Below are 14,806 nucleotides of genomic sequence, written 5' to 3' on the forward strand. Positions count from 1 at the left end.
AAGGCGTGGCTAATATTGTCCGGCCGTGTCACAGGGCACTCCCGGTTCGCCACTAGAGTTGCCCGGTGGAGAAATTGTTGGCGGACATCACGCCGTTGCGTGAAAGTCCGGCCTTCCGCCGTCTGTGGCTTGGGTCCGCCGTCTCCGCCCTGGGCAGCCAACTGACCCTGGTGGCGGTCAGCCTGGAGGTCTACCGGCTGACCCAGGACAGCCTCTACGTGGGCCTGCTGAGTCTCTTCGCCCTCGTGCCGCTGGTCTTTGGGGGCCTCCTGGGCGGCTCGATCGCCGACGCCCATGACCGCCGCACCGTGGCCCTCCTGGCCTCGTCCGTCCTCTGGCTGACCACCGCCGCGCTGGCCCTCCAGGCGTGGCTGGAAGTGGGCAACGTGTGGCTGCTTTATGCGCTCGTGGCGGTGCAGAGTGGCGCCCAGGCCATCAACCAGCCGGCACGCAGCGCCATCATCCCGGTGCTGGTGCGCAAGGAGTTGCTGCCGGCCGCAAATGCCCTGAGCATGATGATTTTCGGGCTGACCATGACAGCCGGCCCGCTGCTGGCCGGCGTGCTCGTGGCGTGGGCCGGGTTCGGCTGGACGTACACGATCGACGTCCTCAGCTTTGCGTTTGCGTTCTGGGCCCTCCTGAAACTGCCTTCCATGCCGCCGGGCGAGCACGCCAGGCCGGCCGGGCTGCGTTCCGTGGTGGAGGGGTTCCGTTTCCTTGGCACCCGGCCCAACCTCCGCATGACGTTCGTGATCGATCTCGTGGCCATGATCTTTGCCCAGCCCCGGGCGCTCCTGCCGGCCATCGGCGCGCTGATGATCGGCGGCGGTGAGGCCACGGTGGGGATCCTGTTGGCCTCGATGGCCGTGGGGGCGTTCCTGGCCGGCCTGTTCTCGGGGCCGCTGGGCGGCGTCCGCCGGCAGGGGGCCGCGGTGGTGTGGTCCGTGATGGGCTGGGGCGGCTCGGTGGCGGCCTTCGGCCTGGTGGTGGTCCTGGCCGGTCATTCCGGCGACGACGGTGTGGGCGTGTGGCTGCTGCCCGCCGCCCTGTGCTGCGCGCTGGCCGGCATCGCGGATTCCGTGAGCGCAGTCTTCCGGACCACCATCCTGCAGGCCTCCACCCCCGACCATCTGCGCGGGCGTCTGCAGGGCGTCTTTGTGGTGGTGGTCGCCGGCGGGCCCCGGATCGGGGACATGCTGGCCGGCGGCGCGACTAAACTTTTGAACGAGGGGTGGGTCCTGCTGCTCGGCGGCGTGCTGTGCATTGCTGTGGCCTGGATATTGGCCCGCCAGCAGGTCGGATTCCTGCGGTACGACGCGCGGAACCCGGTGCCGTAGCGGTTCGTTTTCCTTGGTAGGTCAGTGAATTACTGGGCATTAGCTTGCAGTACACGTATCAGGAGGACCAGTGCACAAGCATCACAACGGACTGAAGACCGCGGCGCTGTTCGGAGTGCTGTGGGCGGTCCTGCTGGGCCTGGGGGCGTTCATCGCCGCGGGGACCCGCAGTGCGGCGCCGATCTGGATCATGGCCCTGATCGGGATCGGCACCACGGCCTACGGGTACTGGAACAGCGACAAGCTCGCCATCCGTGCCATGCAGGCCTATCCCGTCACGGAGGCCGAGGCGCCCCAGCTGTACCAGATCGTCCGGGAGCTGTCCGGCCGGGTCAACCAGCCGATGCCGCGCATCTACGTCTCGCCCACCATGGCGCCAAATGCCTTCGCCACCGGCCGGAACCCGCAGAACGCGGCAGTGTGCTGCACCGAGGGCATCATGCGGATGCTGGACGCCCGCGAACTGCGCGGCGTCCTGGGGCATGAACTGATGCACGTCTACAACCGGGACATCCTGACGGCGTCGGTGGCGGCCGCCGTCGCCGGCGTCATCACTTCGGTGGCGCAGATGATGTTGCTGTTCGGCGGCGGGGACCGCCGCAATGCGAACCCGTTCGCCGCGATCGCCATGGCCCTGCTGGCCCCGTTCGCCGCATCCCTGATCCAGATGGCCATCTCCCGTACACGGGAGTACGACGCCGACGAGGACGGCTCGTCGCTGACCGGAGATCCGCTGGCGCTCGCCTCCGCCCTGCGCAAGATCGAGCAGGGCGTGCAGCTGGCGCCGTTGCCGCAGGACCAGCGGCTGGTCAACGCCTCGCACATGATGATCGCCAACCCGTTCAAAGGCGGAGGCGTGGCCAAGATGTTCTCCACCCACCCGCCGATGGCCGAGCGGATCGGCCGGCTGGAGCGGATGGCCGGGCGGCTTAACTGAAGCAGGCTGCGGGTCTGGCGACGCGCGAGTAGTTCCGCGACACGCAAAAGGGCTGGCGACACCGTCGCCAGCCCTTTTGCGTGTCGCGCAAATTTGCGCCGCGGGCGGGCCGCTAGCTGCGGAAGTTAACGAACTGCAGGTCGGCCTCGTCGAAGCCCTTCAGCAGGTTCATGGTCTCCTGGAGGTCATCGCGGGACTTCGAGGTCACCCGGAGCTCGTCGCCCTGGATCTGTGACTTGACGGACTTGGGGGCCTCGTCCCGGATCAACTTGTTGATCTTCTTGGCGAGGTCCTGGGCGATGCCCTCCTTGATGGAGGCCTCGAGCCGGAATTCCTTGCCGGAGGCGTAGGGCTCACCTGTGTCGAGGGACTTCAGCGAAATGCCGCGGCGGATGAGCTTGGACTGCAGCACATCGAGCACCGCGAGCACCCGCTCCTCGGAGTTGGCCTTCATCAGGATCTTCTCGCCGCTGAAATCGACCTCGGCGCCGACGCCCTTGAAGTCGTAGCGCTGGGCAATTTCCTTCTGCGCCTGGTTCAGCGCGTTGGCGACTTCCTGCTTGTCTACCTTGCTGACGACGTCGAACGTGGATTCGCCTGCCATGACTTTCCTCCTGATGTTTGCCGGGTGCCTGCGTGAGGCCGGGATGTCTGCATTCCAGACTAGTACGGATGCCCCCGATGTGGCGGCCGGCCTTGCGGCCCGGGTTTCACAGTCCGCTCATAGCTCAATCACGGCGGGAACGAAGCCGGGCTGGCCAGAGTTGCAAGAGTTGGAACCGCTGCTGAAAGGCAAGAACATGCACCAAAAAGCCGTCCGCTACGTCAACCGCACTACCGCCGCCGCTGCCGGCACCCTGGCCGCGACGGCGAGCTCCGTTGCCGCCGCCGCGCTGGCGGCGTCCATCATCCTGAGCCCGGCCGCCGACGCATCAGTCCGCATGGACGGGGTCCACACGGACCTGGCCCGTGCCGTCGAGCTGAACCAGGTCACCGCCGAGCAGGCGGCACGATTCGAGGCAAGACTGGCGGGGCGGATTCTCGGCGAGGCCTGAAATTCCGCGGATTTTGGCCCTTTTTCGGCCCTTTTATGATCTGCTGAGGCGCCGATTCGATTCTTCGGCGGAAGTTCTGTAAAGTTGTCTTGCCCGCGGGTGCTGGAAGCGGAACGGACTGGAAACAGACGTTCCGGGACTGGAAACCGCGAGTGATCTTCTTTTGAAGTTCGGCAGATTACCCGAGCGGCCAAAGGGGGCTGACTGTAAATCAGCTGGCAACGCCTACGGGGGTTCGAATCCCTCATCTGCCACCCTTGGAGAAGCCTCCGGAACCATTAGGTTCCGGAGGCTTTTTCTTTGTCCGCGGCCCAACGGCCCGTCTCCACAGTGCAAGGTCTGTCTCAAAGGCCTGCCTCAAAGGCCCGCCTCAAAGGCCCGGCTCAGTCGGCCGGGGGATTCGGAATGGTTACCGTGGTGCCGGCGGGCGGAATCCATTCGCCTCCGGTCAAGAGGCTCAGGTTGGCTATCCGCAAGGCATAGAGCGGGACGCCGTAGCGGCTCGCGATGCCCGAGGGAGTGTCTCCGGCGCCCACCCTGTACAGGAGCCGTCCCTGCCCGTCCTGCCCGGTCACGCTGCCGCCGGCCCCTAGCTGGGGCACGTCCACGCCCCTGAGGTCGATAATCTCTCCTGCGGCAACGGACACCGCTTCGTTGAAGCTCCTGAGGATCTCCGGAGTCATCCGGAAGTGGGCGGCGATGCCCTCCCAGGTGTCGCCGTCGACGGCCGCGTAGCGCATTGGCAGGAGGAACCCGTTCACTTCGGTCGTCCCCCGCAGGCCTCCGGACGCCGGGGACGTTGCGGGGGCGGACGCCGCCGGCCGGCCCGCCGGAACTCCGTCCGGGGCCTCTGCGCCGGAAGAACAGGCTGCCAAAAGAATGGCGAGAGCCGCGGCCAGGAGAACTGCGGCGGCGGGCCGGACCCGCTGCGCACCGGAATCGAGATTCACCCTGTGTGTCCTGTCGATCGGGGCCTCCCCCCGAGGCCCGCTGACGCCAATTATTCCATACGTTTTATGAAACCCGCTGTTCCGCCAGGCAGCGCCCCCGCATTCGGTATAGTGCCGGTCATGGACGATAAAGCAATCTTGCACACTTACCTGCGCACGCGGCGACAAGACCTCCTAGGGAAGCTCGAAGGCCTCGGCGAGTACGATGTGCGCCGGCCCCTCACGCCCACGGGAACCAGCCTGCTGGGACTGGTCAAGCACGTGGCCAGCGTCGAACTCGGCTACTTTGGCGAGGTCTTCGGCCGTCCCAGCGAGCTGAAGCTGGCGTGGTTTGCCGACGACGCGGAGCCGGATGCGGACATGTGGGCAGCCCCCGGTGAGACGCGCGAGCAGATCACTGAGCTGCACCGGCTCTCGGCGGCCCACAGCGACGCCACCATCGATGAACTGCCGCTCGACGCGCCGGGTGTGGTGCCCTGGTGGCCGGACGAGCGCAAGCACGTGACACTGCAGCAGATCCTCGTGCACATGTGCGTGGAGACCGCCCACCACCTCGGGCACGCCGACATCCTGCGCGAACTCATCGACGGCAGCGCGGGCCAGCGACCCGGGGACCCGAACCTTTCGCCGCGCACCGCCGAGGAATGGGCCGTGCACCGGGCCCGCATCGAGGCGGCCGCCGTCGCTGCCGAAGCAGCGGGGGCAGGCCGGTAGGAGCCCGAAGGCGACCCGGAGAGGCGGAATGATCCTTCCGTGCGGGAAATAGCTCAACTAGCATGGCGGCATGAGTCGGTTGCGTCGAAGCGGTCTGCTGGTTGTTGCCATGCTGGTTGCCGGCATGGCGCTAGCGGCGATCACGGGGTGCTCCGGCCCGGCACTGAAGTCGTTCGCCGGAAGTTGGGGACAGACCGTCAAAGGTCAGCCCAACCTGACGATCACCGACGACGGCTCCTTCCAAGGAACGGACGGCTGCAATCGTTTGACGGGCAAAGGATCGATTTCGGGCGATTCCTTCGACTTCGGCCCGATCGCATCCACCATGATGGCCTGCAACGACGTCGACACGTGGCTATCGCAGGCGCACGCCGCCAAAGTGGATGGGACTGTGCTTGTCGTCTACGACAACAGCGGTAACAAGATCGGAACCCTGGCCAAGCAGTGACATTGCCGTCTTCGCACTCTGTTGGCGTTCGTGTTCCGGCAAACACCCCGCTTTTCTGCAAGCTAAATCTCAGTTATCCGTGCGGAGCCAACGTAGGGTGGTCCGGTCCGCTGTTGAAGAAGAAGGAGCATTCGTGAAGTCGTTTGCCTGTGGTGATGTGGTTCCCGGTTGTGACGCCCGCTGGGTGTGCAGTACCGACGATGAAATTCTGGTCAATGTGGCCGCCCACGCGGCGTCCGCACATGGGCTGGAGGAGCTGCCGGCCGACGTCGTGCAGTCGGTCCACAGAGCCATCGTTCCCGTTAGTTGATTCACTTGGCAGGCGGCCTCCCGCCCGACGCCGGGGCCGCGCCGGGCCCGGATTGGGAGAAGCAACTGGCGGCCGCCTGCCGGGGTGTTGGCCTTTCCGCGGCCTACCAGCCCATTGTTGATACCGCACGCGGCACGGTGGTGGGCTATGAGGCTCTGGCCCGGTTTCCGGGCTTCGCCGAAAAAAATCCTGAGGTGTGGTTTGCCGCCGCGCGCACGCATGGCCTGGCAGCCGAGCTCGAGGCCGCAGCCTTGCGGGCGGCGCTCGCGGCGCGTCCCACATTGCCGCCGAACTGCTTCCTGACCCTCAACGTCTCACCGGAGTTGCTGTTGACGGAGGAGATCCGTGGCATCTGGCGCGGCCAGGGAAACCTCGCCGGACTGGTGGTCGAGCTGACAGAACAGACCCCGATCGACTCCTATCTGGAGCTTGAGCCCGACCTCAACCAGCTGCGCGCTGCCGGCGCGCTGATCGCCGTCGACGACGCCGGTGCCGGCTATGCCGGGCTCCGGCACCTGCTGGCCCTGCGGCCCTCGCTGATCAAGCTGGATCGTGAACTGATCCAGGATGTTGACCGTGACGAAGCCAAGCGTGCCCTGATCTCCATGCTCGGAACCTTTGCCAGCCGCGTCGATGCCTGGATCCTGGCCGAGGGAGTGGAGCGCGTGGAGGAACTGGACGCCCTCGTCGCCCTCGGCGTACCCCTGGTGCAGGGGTATTGCCTGGCCCGGCCCGGACCGGCGTGGGAAAAAATCGATCTCGACGTTGCCCACCGTCTGGCGTCCAACCCCCCGGCGACGCACCAGAGCATCATCCGGGACATCGTGGAACCCGCGACGACGGCCGCCACCACTGCGACGGCGGCGGCCGCGTTTGATGACAACCCGGCCCTGCAGTCGGTGGTGCTGATGGGCGATCATCTGCGGCCCGTTGCGGTGCTCGACCCCACCGCGGCGGCCCTCGGCGTCGTGAGCCCGGGAATGCGGGTCAACCTGGACACGCCGCTCAGCGAAGCCCTGGCCCGTTCCATGACGCGGACCCAGGCCAACCGGTTTGACCCCCTGCTGGTGACGGACAACGCCGGCCGCTTTGCCGGCGTCGCCCGCATGGAGCGGATGATCACGGCGCTGGCCGCGGACAGCTAACCGTCCGCCGGGTCCGGGCCGCCGGGTTGTCCGTCCCGCAACTGGCCTTCCAGCAGCCGGTCCGTGGCGGGATCGGACAGGCCATCGAAATAGCGGTCCAGGACGACGCGGAACACGGTTTCGCCGGGCGCGGCCCGCTGGAACAGCGTCATGGATGAGTGCAGCTTCCGGGTGTCGATGCCGCCGAAAATTTGCGCCGCGGACCGCCCCTGAAGTTCGGCCACTGCGGCGGCAGCCTCCCGCAGCCGCGGGCCAAGGACGCCGTGCCGGCAGTAAGCGCGGGCCTCGGCCAGGGATGAGATGGCGTACTTCCGGGCGGTTTCGCTGCGGCCCAGGCCCGCGAGCTGGGGGAAAACGAACCACATCCAGTGACTCCTCTTCATGCCTGACCGCAACTCCGCCAGTGCGTGCCCGTAGGTTCCGCCGGCGTCCTGGGCCGCCACGAACCGTTCAAGATCGTAAGGGTCTTCCATGCCCGCTAGGCTACGTCCCCCGGTGCCGGAGTGACAGCACGGCGACAGGCCGCCCGCGGGCGAAGGGGTCATTCGGCCGGGGCGAGATTGCCGATCCCGGGCGTATCGTGTCCCCCATGGCGAATGTCCTGGAGATGGTCGGCGTTGTGAAGCGGTTCGGTCCCGTGGTTGCCTTGAATGGGTTGGACTTTTCAGTCGAGGCGGGCGAGGTCCACGGCTTCCTCGGACCGAACGGCTCCGGCAAATCGACCACGATTCGCCTGCTGCTGGGCATGCTTCGCGCCAATGCTGGCTCCATCCGGGTGCTGGGCCTTGACCCGTGGCGCGACGTCGCGAGCCTCCACCGGCGCCTGGCCTACGTCCCCGGGGATGTGGCGTTGTGGCCCAACCTGACCGGCGGAGAAGTGATCGACCTCCTCGGCCGGCTCCAGGGCGGCCAGGACCTGGCCCGGCGGGCCCAGCTGTTGGAGCTCTTCGACCTCGATCCGACCAAGAAGTCCCGGGCCTACTCCAAAGGCAACCGGCAGAAAGTGGCCCTGGTCGCTGCCCTGGCCACCGACGCTGAGCTGTTCCTGCTGGACGAGCCCACCAGCGGACTGGACCCCCTGATGGAGGAGGCCTTCCGCGGCTGTATCCGGGAACTGCGTAACCAGGGCCGCACGGTACTGCTCAGCAGCCATATCCTCAGCGAGGCCGAGGCACTTTCGGACCGCGTGAGCATCATCCGTGAGGGCCGGGTGGTGGAGACGGGGCGGCTTGATGAACTCAGGCACCTGACCCGCACCTCCGTCACTGCCGATGTCGCGGTGGTACCGACGGGCTTGGATGCCCTGCCAGGCGTGCACGACGTCGTCGTCACGAACCACCGCGTCAGCGCCCAAGTGGAACCGTCCGGCCTGGCCCCGTTCATGCGGGCGTTGACCGACGCGGGACTCGTCGCGCTGACCAGCCAGCCGCCCACCCTGGAGGATCTCTTCCTTCGCCACTACGGCGCTGCGGTGCCCGTGGCCGCGGCCGGGTCGAGCAGCGGACGCACCGCCGATGCGTGAAACGTTGGCGGGGACCGGAGTCCTGATCAGGCTCGGGCTCCGCCGCGACCGATGGCTGTTGCCGGCGTGGATCGCCGGATTCGCCGCGACAACGTATTCAACCGCGGTGGCCGGCGCCGAGCTCTACCCCGATGTGGGGAGCCGGGTCGAGGCCGCGACGGCCCTGAATGCCACGGCCTCGCTCGTGGCCCTCTTCGGCAGGGTCTACGACCCCACGTCCCTCGGTGCCTTGTCCCTCATCAAGTACACGGCGTTCATGGATGCCATCCTCGCCGTCCTGATGGTGTTCATTACCGTCCGCCATACCCGCAGCGACGAAGAGTCCGGGCGGCTCGAGCTCCTGGGCGGCGGCCGAATGGGCCGCGACGCGCCGCTCGCGGCCGCCCTCACCATCAGCTTCGGAGCCAGCATTGTCCTGGGGCTGGTCACTGCGGTGTCTTTGGCCGCCGGCGGACTTCCGGCGGCGGGCTCGATCGCGTTCGGACTGGGCTGGGCCGCCACCGGCATGGCATTCAGCGCCGTGGCCGGGGTCACCGCCCAGCTGACGGCCAGCGCGCAGGCGGCCACGGGAATGAGCCTCGGCGTCGTTGCCGTGACCTATGCGCTGCGTGCGGTGGGGGACCTCGCCGAACCGGGGCCCTCCGCCCTGTCCTGGCTTTCGCCGATCGGCTGGAACCAGCAGATCCGGGCCTTCGCCGGGGACCAGTGGTGGGTGCTCGCCCTGCCACTGGCACTGTGCGCCTTACTCGTGCCCGTGGCCCTGGCACTCCGCGCCCGTCGGGACCTCGGCTCCGGCCTGCGCCAGGAGCGCCCCGGCCCGGCTCGCGGCTCGCTCCGCGGGGTCCGGGACCTCGCCGTGCGGCTCCAGTTCCGGCTGCTGGGGGCCTGGGCGGTCGCCTTCGTGGTGTTCGGCGTGGTGATCGGATCGCTGGCCGGCAACGTCACGGACTTGTTGAGTTCGCCCAACGCGCAGGACCTGATCATGATGCTGGGCGGAACCCAGGCCATGACGGATGCCTTCATTGCAGCGGAGATCAGCATCATGGGACTGCTGGCCGCTGCCTACGGACTGTCCGCGGCCAGCCGGCTCCGTGACGAGGAGACCGACGGCCACGTCGAGGCACTGCTGGGCACCGCCACCACCCGGCCGCGGTGGGCGACCAGCCATTTCGCCCTGGCGCTGGCCGGCGTCGCCGTGCTCATGCTGCTGGCCGGAGTGTCGGTCGGGGCCGGCGCAGCCACCGTCCTGGCCGATGCCAACCAACTGGGCCGCGTCACACTGGCCGCTGCCGCCCAGATCCCCGCGGCCTGGGTCATGACCGCTGCGGTGCTGGCGGTGTTCGGCTGGGCGCCCCGGCTCACCGGGACGGTCTGGGCCCTGCTGCTGCTCTTCGTCGCGCTTGGTGAGTTTGGCGTGCTGTGGAATGCCCCGGAGTGGCTGATGGAGCTCTCCCCGTTCCGGCACTCGCCGCTGCTGCCCCTGGATTCCGGCGCCGTCGGGCCGTTGCTCGGACTTACGGTGACTGCCGCGGCGCTCGCCGCGCTGGGGTACGCCGGCTGGCGCCGCCGGGATCTGGCCCCGTGAGCGGGCCAGAACAGCCACTACTCGCCAATAGGGGGCGGCGGTAATATCAGATTCGAGAGTTCTTGGCGCATTCCGGCACTGACGGGACGCCACTCTCGGGCCGGGTCGGAGGGCGGGATGCAGGACGCATACGGGCTATATACCCCGACCACGCTGGTGGAAATCGGGCTTCTGCTGGCGACATTTATCCTCTGCTCCCTGATTGGCACTGAGCGGCAGGTCCGGCAAAAGGTCGCTGGCTACCGCACCCACGTCCTGGTCGGCCTCGGATCGTGCACGTTCACCCTGATCTCCGCCTACGGCTTCGCCGCCGCGCTGGCGCCCGGGGCCACCATGGACCCGTCCCGGATTGCAGCCCAAATCGTCAGCGGCATCGGCTTCCTCGGTGCCGGGGTGATTTTCAAGGGACGGAACGTAGTCCGCGGCCTGACGACGGCGGCCAGCATTTGGGTTTCTGCCGCCGTCGGCATGGCGTGCGGGGCCGGAATGCTGTCCCTGGCTGTTTCGCTGACCGCTTTCCACCTCATCACGTTGTACGTCGTTTCTCCCGTGATCAGGAAGATCCCGACCCCCGACGCCCACCGGGTTCTGCACCTGGGCTATGACGACAACCGGGGCGTGCTGCGGCAAGTGTTGGAGATCGCCACGAATATGGGGTTCAGCTCGTCGATCCTGAGCATCAATAAGGCGGGCGATGAACAAAAGCCGATCGTCCTCATGGACATCCGCTTCCATGGTCATCTTCCGCTGCGGGAACTCGTCCCCTACCTCCTTGATGTGCCTGGCGTGCAGAGTGTGACCGTTCGCGGCACCGATCCGAACGAGGACGACGACGATCCCAGCGCCTGAGAACCCCATCAAGCACACCACCGGGACTCCCGTGACTGGCGCACGCTGATTGAAGCCGTTCGGGATGACCGTTAGAGTCTGCGGATGACCGAGAACAGCGTCGCTTTGACGGATACCGTGTGCGTGCGGGTGCTGCGCAGGTCCGACGCCGGGCCCCTGGCCGACGCCTACCGGCGGAACCGGGAGCACCTGGCGCCCTGGGAACCGGTGCGGTTTGAGGAATTCTTCACCGCAGAGGGACAAGCCGCCAGCATTGAATCCAAGCTCGGATTGTTCATCGCGGGAACGGATGTGCCCTGGGTCCTCGTGGAAGGCTCCCGCATCATCGGGGTGATCAACCTCAGCGGGATTGTCCGGGGGCCATTCCTCAGCGCCCACCTCGGCTACTGGGTGGACAAGGACCTGACGGGGCGGGGAATTGGCTCGGCCGCGGTGGAGTTCGCCCTCCAGACCGCGCGCAACGAACTGGGACTGCACCGGCTGCAGGCCTCAACCCTCCCGCACAACGCCGCGTCCCAGCGGATCCTGAAGCGGGCTGGCTTTGAGGAGATCGGTTTGGCAGCCCAGTACCTTCGGATTGCCGGATCCTGGCAGGACCACATCCTCTTCCAGCGGATACTGTTCTGATGGCTGATGTTCCGGTTGCACCAGGTCCCGTTGCGCCAGGTCCCGTTGTGCCAGTTCCCATCGCACCGGGGGACTTTGGTGCCCTGCACCATGTAGAACTCTGGGTGCCGGATCTGCAGCGGGCCAGGGACCAGTGGGGCTGGCTCCTGGGCAGGCTGGGCTACGAGGCCTACCAGGACTGGGCCCACGGGTGCAGCTGGCGCCGCGGGCCGACGTACATCGTCGTCGAGCAGTCCCCGGCGCTGACCGGAACCGCGCACGACCGCAAAGCCCCGGGCCTGAACCACCTGGCGTTCAGCGCGGGGACCCGGGCTGACGTGGACGCCATGGCGGGCGAGAGCGTCAGCCACGGCTGGGCCGAGCTGTTTCCGGACAAGTATCCGCACGCAGGCGGCCCCGGCCACTTCGCCGCCTACCTCGTGAACGCGGACGGCTACGAAGTGGAGCTGATTGCTGCAGGCTGATGGCGTCGGTGCCCTACGGATTGGTTGTCGGAGGCGCCTGCTCGGCCTTCAGTTCCTCGCCGTGGGCGATGATCGCGTAGATGATCAGCACGTCCATGGCGATGACGATGACGGACCACCACGGCTGCTGCGGAATGAGCATCAGTTGAACGACCGCACTGAAGCCGGCAACGACGACGCCAACGACTCGAGCCCACGTTGCGCCGGCGAAGAGCGCGACGGCGGTGAGGATCAAGAGCACCCCGAGGGCGACATTCCACCATCCCCACCCCTTCGCATCGAAGAGGAACAGGGTTCCCGGGGTCGACAAATAGTAGGTATCGGGTCCGGTGAGCGCGACGAGGCCTTGAAGGCCGCTGAAAACGCCGTTGATGATCAGAATGACTCCGGCGAAACGGACCCAACCGGTCCAGCCGGTCGCAGTGACAGGGTGATGGGCAGTACTCATAGTGTCGACCGCTTTCCGTTGAATGCTCTGCCGTCGGCCTCATGGTCGGCGCAGTCGTGGGGTGAAGCTAGTACCGATTCCGATTATGTTCCTCGCAGTCCGGACCGGTCAATCGCTATAGGTCCTCGGAGCCGCCCGCGCCGGGCTCATTGCGATTGCCGTGGATCCGGGTACGTTGAACCATGACCATCCTGCTTGTTGGCGGCGGCCCGGACACCGTAACCACAGCTGCCGTCTTCGACCGCTTCGTCAAGGAACTCCGGCACCGGGCCACCGGCAGGGTTCCGCGCGTCGCTATGGTTCTCTTTGACCATGAGGGCAGCTCGGAATATTTCCTGCCTGCCTATGTGGTGCCGTTGGAGTCCCGGACAGCCTGCGAGGTCGTCCCGGTCCTCCTCGGCTTCAACCGGGGCGCGGACCCTGCCGCGTTCGACGACGTCGACGGCATCGTCGTCGGGGGCGGGCCGACGCCGGGCTATCTGGAAGGCTTGCTGCCGTCCGCGCAGCCCATCCGCAGTCTGGTCTCCGACGGTGTGCCGTATATGGGATTCTCAGCCGGTGCGATGGTGGCGCCGGTGCGGGCAATCGTGGGCGGCTACCGGATCCGCGGTACCGAGGTCTGCCCGGCGGATTGGTCGGAGGGTCTGGAAGAAGTGGAGATCCGCGACGGGCTGGGCCTGGTGCCTTTCGCCGTCGACGTGCACGCCGCGCAGGCGGGAACCCTCGGCCGGGCCGTTGGGGCGGTGGCAAAAGGTCTCGTGGACCGCGCGGTCGCCGTGGACGAGGACACTGCCCTGGTCCTGCACCACGCGGACCTGGAGGAGCTGGACGTGATCGGCACCGGGAACTGCTGGACGATTCGCGGCGTTGGCACCAAAGCCACCGTCTCGGTTCTGTCGGCGCACAGCTAGGTTCCGCACCCACCCCTTGGCACACTTGTTACCCGCGGGTAACATATGACTCATGCATCTCCTGTTCCGGACTCTCCTGCTGCTGTTCACGTCCTCACGCCGCTCACCGTTGAGCATCTGGGACAACTCCTCGCTGCCGCTGCGGGTCCTGCCCACGGACATCGACATCGCCCTGCACGTCAATAACGGCATGTACTTCTCGCTCATGGACCTCGGACGCTTCGACCTCATGGCCCGCAGCGGCACCTGGAAGAAGATGCGCCGCCGGGGCTGGACGCCGGTCGCGGCGGGGGAGACCATCGCGTTCCGCCGTTCGCTGCAGCTCTGGCAGCAGTACACGATCGAGTCCAGGATCATCGGCCTGGACTCTAAGGCCATCTACTTCGAACAGCGGATGGTGGTGGACGGCGAAGTGTACGCGCGGGCCTATATCGCCACCCGGCTTCTGAGCAAGGGCAAGCCCGTCAGCCAGGAGGAGATCATCCGCGAGTTCGGCGCCCCGCCGGCGGATCTGGAGCTGCCCGGGTGGATCCACGAATGGCGCGAAACCAACGCCCTGCCCGGCGCCAGGCGTCCGGCCCCGCACGCCTGGGCGTGACCCGCCTACAGCCCCGCCCGGATGTGCCAACAGCGAAATGCCGGGGACAATCCGCGCCCCCTCCCGTACCGTTGACTCATGGCTACCGTAGACATCACAGGTGAACAGTTCGCATCGACAGTCGAGGATAACGACATTGTCCTCGTCGATTTCTGGGCCGAATGGTGCGGCCCGTGCAAGCAGTTCGGCCCCACGTACTCGGCGATCTCCGAGAAGCACCCGGATGTCGTCTTCTCCAAGGTCGACACCGAAGCCGAGCAGCAGCTCGCCGCCGAGGCCGGCATCACGTCGATTCCTACGCTGATGGCCTTCCGCGAAAAGGTCCTGGTGTTCTCGCAGCCTGGCGCCCTGAACGCGCAGCAGCTCGAGCAGGTGGTCGACGCCGTCAAGGCCCTGGACATGGAAGAAGTCCACGCCCACGTGGCCCGGTCCCAGGCCGAGGCCGCCGCAGCTGCGGCCAAGCAGGACGGCACCCAGATCCCGGAGGCCTGAACCGCCACGGCTTAATCCCAGGCTTAACGCAACGCGGGGTCACTCCGCGCCCATAAATCCCTCTGGGATGGGCGCGGAGTGACCCCGCGTTGTGGTTGGAAGGGTGGGTTAGAGCGTTTCGAGCTTGACCGGCTCGGCCAGCAGCGCGCTGAGGGATTCGTTCAGGTCCTGGACGGCCGTGCCCTTGGAGTGCTTGTCCAGGTCCGCTTGGCTGGCCCACCGTTCGGTCAGGACGAGCTTGTCCTCGCTGGCCTCGGTGAGCTCGTAGCGGATGCAGCCGGGCTCGTTGACCACCTCGTCGATCGCGATGTCCAGGGCGAGCTTCACGCGGAAGAATTCGCCGTCGTTGGGGATGAAAATGGCCTGAAGGTCAACGGGTGCACTCATGGCAATCACCCTACCGGGCTGCCGGGC

Annotated in this window: 20 protein-coding genes and 1 tRNA gene; 16 read left to right on the top strand and 5 right to left on the bottom strand. The window is 66.9% G+C overall.

Features of this window, described 5'->3' with window-relative positions; genetic code table 11:
• The first annotated feature begins 65 nt into the window (after positions 1–65).
• Positions 66–1,337 (top strand): MFS transporter, encoded by a 1,272-nt coding sequence (locus tag AC1DDH_RS03320; RefSeq protein ID WP_476954844.1) that lies wholly within the window; start codon positions 66–68, stop codon positions 1,335–1,337.
• Positions 1,338–1,407: 70 nt separating this feature from the next.
• Positions 1,408–2,274 (top strand): zinc metalloprotease HtpX, encoded by an 867-nt coding sequence (gene htpX, locus AC1DDH_RS03325; protein WP_476954845.1) that lies wholly within the window; start codon positions 1,408–1,410, stop codon positions 2,272–2,274.
• A 112-nt stretch (positions 2,275–2,386) separates the two neighbouring features.
• Here htpX and AC1DDH_RS03330 read toward each other — a convergent pair whose 3' ends face one another.
• Entirely contained in the window at positions 2,387–2,878 is a 492-nt protein-coding gene (locus AC1DDH_RS03330) for a YajQ family cyclic di-GMP-binding protein (protein ID WP_018773569.1), read from the bottom strand.
• Positions 2,879–3,074: 196 nt separating this feature from the next.
• Here AC1DDH_RS03330 and AC1DDH_RS03335 point away from each other — a divergent pair, with 196 nt between their 5' ends.
• Both AC1DDH_RS03335 and AC1DDH_RS03340 read left to right on the top strand, forming a co-directional pair.
• Positions 3,075–3,329 (top strand): hypothetical protein, encoded by a 255-nt coding sequence (locus AC1DDH_RS03335; protein ID WP_476954846.1) that lies wholly within the window; start codon positions 3,075–3,077, stop codon positions 3,327–3,329.
• A gap of 172 nt (positions 3,330–3,501) precedes the next feature.
• A tRNA-Tyr gene (locus AC1DDH_RS03340) sits at positions 3,502–3,583 on the top strand.
• 129 nt (positions 3,584–3,712) lie between these two features.
• Here AC1DDH_RS03340 and AC1DDH_RS03345 read toward each other — a convergent pair.
• A complete protein-coding gene (locus AC1DDH_RS03345) occupies positions 3,713–4,279 on the bottom strand; it encodes a LysM peptidoglycan-binding domain-containing protein (protein WP_476954847.1) in 567 nt (188 codons plus the stop codon).
• A 120-nt stretch (positions 4,280–4,399) separates the two neighbouring features.
• Here AC1DDH_RS03345 and AC1DDH_RS03350 point away from each other — a divergent pair, with 120 nt between their 5' ends.
• The 4 genes from AC1DDH_RS03350 (at position 4,400) to AC1DDH_RS03365 (ending at position 6,896) form a co-directional block, all read left to right on the top strand.
• Positions 4,400–4,993 (top strand): DinB family protein, encoded by a 594-nt coding sequence (locus AC1DDH_RS03350; protein WP_476870424.1) that lies wholly within the window; start codon positions 4,400–4,402, stop codon positions 4,991–4,993.
• A gap of 70 nt (positions 4,994–5,063) precedes the next feature.
• Positions 5,064–5,441, top strand: a complete 378-nt coding sequence (locus AC1DDH_RS03355; RefSeq protein ID WP_230009962.1) for an META domain-containing protein — start codon at positions 5,064–5,066, stop codon at positions 5,439–5,441.
• 133 nt (positions 5,442–5,574) lie between these two features.
• Complete coding sequence (locus AC1DDH_RS03360; protein WP_162159079.1) at positions 5,575–5,751, top strand: DUF1059 domain-containing protein; 177 nt, start codon at positions 5,575–5,577, stop codon at positions 5,749–5,751.
• 5 nt (positions 5,752–5,756) lie between these two features.
• Positions 5,757–6,896 carry an EAL domain-containing protein gene (locus AC1DDH_RS03365; RefSeq protein ID WP_476954848.1) on the top strand — a complete coding sequence of 380 codons (1,140 nt, stop codon included), beginning with the start codon at positions 5,757–5,759 and terminating at the stop codon, positions 6,894–6,896.
• Here AC1DDH_RS03365 and AC1DDH_RS03370 read toward each other — a convergent pair.
• Positions 6,893–7,369, bottom strand: a complete 477-nt coding sequence (locus tag AC1DDH_RS03370; RefSeq protein ID WP_476859362.1) for a DUF1810 domain-containing protein — start codon at positions 7,367–7,369, stop codon at positions 6,893–6,895. The two genes, AC1DDH_RS03365 and AC1DDH_RS03370, sit on opposite strands and share 4 nt — an antisense overlap.
• A gap of 116 nt (positions 7,370–7,485) precedes the next feature.
• On the opposite strand from AC1DDH_RS03370, the gene AC1DDH_RS03375 reads away from it, so the two are divergent.
• From AC1DDH_RS03375 to AC1DDH_RS03395, 5 genes are all read left to right on the top strand, one after another.
• Positions 7,486–8,418: an ABC transporter ATP-binding protein gene (locus tag AC1DDH_RS03375; protein WP_476954849.1), complete on the top strand. Its 933-nt coding sequence runs from the start codon at positions 7,486–7,488 to the stop codon at positions 8,416–8,418.
• A complete protein-coding gene (locus AC1DDH_RS03380) occupies positions 8,411–10,003 on the top strand; it encodes an ABC transporter permease (protein WP_476954850.1) in 1,593 nt (530 codons plus the stop codon). The genes AC1DDH_RS03375 and AC1DDH_RS03380 overlap by 8 nt, the downstream gene beginning before the upstream one ends.
• A 117-nt stretch (positions 10,004–10,120) precedes the next feature.
• Positions 10,121–10,852, top strand: coding sequence for an MgtC/SapB family protein (locus tag AC1DDH_RS03385; RefSeq protein WP_028276975.1), 732 nt, complete (start codon positions 10,121–10,123; stop codon positions 10,850–10,852).
• Between the two features lie 84 nt (positions 10,853–10,936).
• Positions 10,937–11,479, top strand: coding sequence for a GNAT family N-acetyltransferase (locus AC1DDH_RS03390; protein WP_476859365.1), 543 nt, complete (start codon positions 10,937–10,939; stop codon positions 11,477–11,479).
• 47 nt (positions 11,480–11,526) lie between these two features.
• Positions 11,527–11,943, top strand: coding sequence for a VOC family protein (locus AC1DDH_RS03395; protein ID WP_476851362.1), 417 nt, complete (start codon positions 11,527–11,529; stop codon positions 11,941–11,943).
• Positions 11,944–11,956: 13 nt separating this feature from the next.
• On the opposite strand, the gene AC1DDH_RS03400 is transcribed toward AC1DDH_RS03395, so the two are convergent.
• Positions 11,957–12,391 (bottom strand): DUF7144 family membrane protein, encoded by a 435-nt coding sequence (locus AC1DDH_RS03400; protein WP_043436157.1) that lies wholly within the window; start codon positions 12,389–12,391, stop codon positions 11,957–11,959.
• Between the two features lie 182 nt (positions 12,392–12,573).
• Here AC1DDH_RS03400 and AC1DDH_RS03405 point away from each other — a divergent pair, with 182 nt between their 5' ends.
• From AC1DDH_RS03405 to trxA, 3 genes are all read left to right on the top strand, one after another.
• The gene (locus AC1DDH_RS03405) at positions 12,574–13,302 is read left to right on the top strand and encodes a Type 1 glutamine amidotransferase-like domain-containing protein (RefSeq protein ID WP_476954851.1); all 729 of its coding nucleotides are present in this window, start codon (positions 12,574–12,576) and stop codon (positions 13,300–13,302) included.
• Between the two features lie 52 nt (positions 13,303–13,354).
• Positions 13,355–13,900 carry an acyl-CoA thioesterase gene (locus tag AC1DDH_RS03410; RefSeq protein WP_028276979.1) on the top strand — a complete coding sequence of 182 codons (546 nt, stop codon included), beginning with the start codon at positions 13,355–13,357 and terminating at the stop codon, positions 13,898–13,900.
• Between the two features lie 78 nt (positions 13,901–13,978).
• Positions 13,979–14,392 (top strand): thioredoxin, encoded by a 414-nt coding sequence (gene trxA / locus AC1DDH_RS03415; RefSeq protein ID WP_018773584.1) that lies wholly within the window; start codon positions 13,979–13,981, stop codon positions 14,390–14,392.
• Positions 14,393–14,500: 108 nt separating this feature from the next.
• On the opposite strand, the gene AC1DDH_RS03420 is transcribed toward trxA, so the two are convergent.
• Complete coding sequence (locus AC1DDH_RS03420) at positions 14,501–14,779, bottom strand: putative quinol monooxygenase (protein WP_223913755.1); 279 nt, start codon at positions 14,777–14,779, stop codon at positions 14,501–14,503.
• Positions 14,780–14,806 lie beyond the last annotated feature (27 nt).

It is taken from the genome of Arthrobacter sp. 10T425 (genome assembly GCF_056393985.1).

Excerpts from the sequence above, each read along its gene's own strand:
- AC1DDH_RS03330 (WP_018773569.1), bottom strand. The coding sequence starts at position 2,878 with ATGGCAGGCGAATCCACGTTCGACGTCGTCAGCAAGGTAGACAAGCAG.
- AC1DDH_RS03335 (WP_476954846.1), top strand. The coding sequence starts at position 3,075 with ATGCACCAAAAAGCCGTCCGCTACGTCAACCGCACTACCGCCGCCGCT.
- AC1DDH_RS03350 (WP_476870424.1), top strand. The coding sequence starts at position 4,400 with ATGGACGATAAAGCAATCTTGCACACTTACCTGCGCACGCGGCGACAA.
- AC1DDH_RS03355 (WP_230009962.1), top strand. The coding sequence starts at position 5,064 with ATGAGTCGGTTGCGTCGAAGCGGTCTGCTGGTTGTTGCCATGCTGGTT.
- AC1DDH_RS03370 (WP_476859362.1), bottom strand. The coding sequence starts at position 7,369 with ATGGAAGACCCTTACGATCTTGAACGGTTCGTGGCGGCCCAGGACGCC.
- AC1DDH_RS03375 (WP_476954849.1), top strand. The coding sequence starts at position 7,486 with ATGGCGAATGTCCTGGAGATGGTCGGCGTTGTGAAGCGGTTCGGTCCC.
- AC1DDH_RS03380 (WP_476954850.1), top strand. The coding sequence starts at position 8,411 with ATGCGTGAAACGTTGGCGGGGACCGGAGTCCTGATCAGGCTCGGGCTC.
- AC1DDH_RS03385 (WP_028276975.1), top strand. The coding sequence starts at position 10,121 with ATGCAGGACGCATACGGGCTATATACCCCGACCACGCTGGTGGAAATC.
- AC1DDH_RS03390 (WP_476859365.1), top strand. The coding sequence starts at position 10,937 with ATGACCGAGAACAGCGTCGCTTTGACGGATACCGTGTGCGTGCGGGTG.
- AC1DDH_RS03400 (WP_043436157.1), bottom strand. The coding sequence starts at position 12,391 with ATGAGTACTGCCCATCACCCTGTCACTGCGACCGGCTGGACCGGTTGG.
- AC1DDH_RS03405 (WP_476954851.1), top strand. The coding sequence starts at position 12,574 with ATGACCATCCTGCTTGTTGGCGGCGGCCCGGACACCGTAACCACAGCT.
- AC1DDH_RS03410 (WP_028276979.1), top strand. The coding sequence starts at position 13,355 with ATGCATCTCCTGTTCCGGACTCTCCTGCTGCTGTTCACGTCCTCACGC.
- trxA (WP_018773584.1), top strand. The coding sequence starts at position 13,979 with ATGGCTACCGTAGACATCACAGGTGAACAGTTCGCATCGACAGTCGAG.
- AC1DDH_RS03420 (WP_223913755.1), bottom strand. The coding sequence starts at position 14,779 with ATGAGTGCACCCGTTGACCTTCAGGCCATTTTCATCCCCAACGACGGC.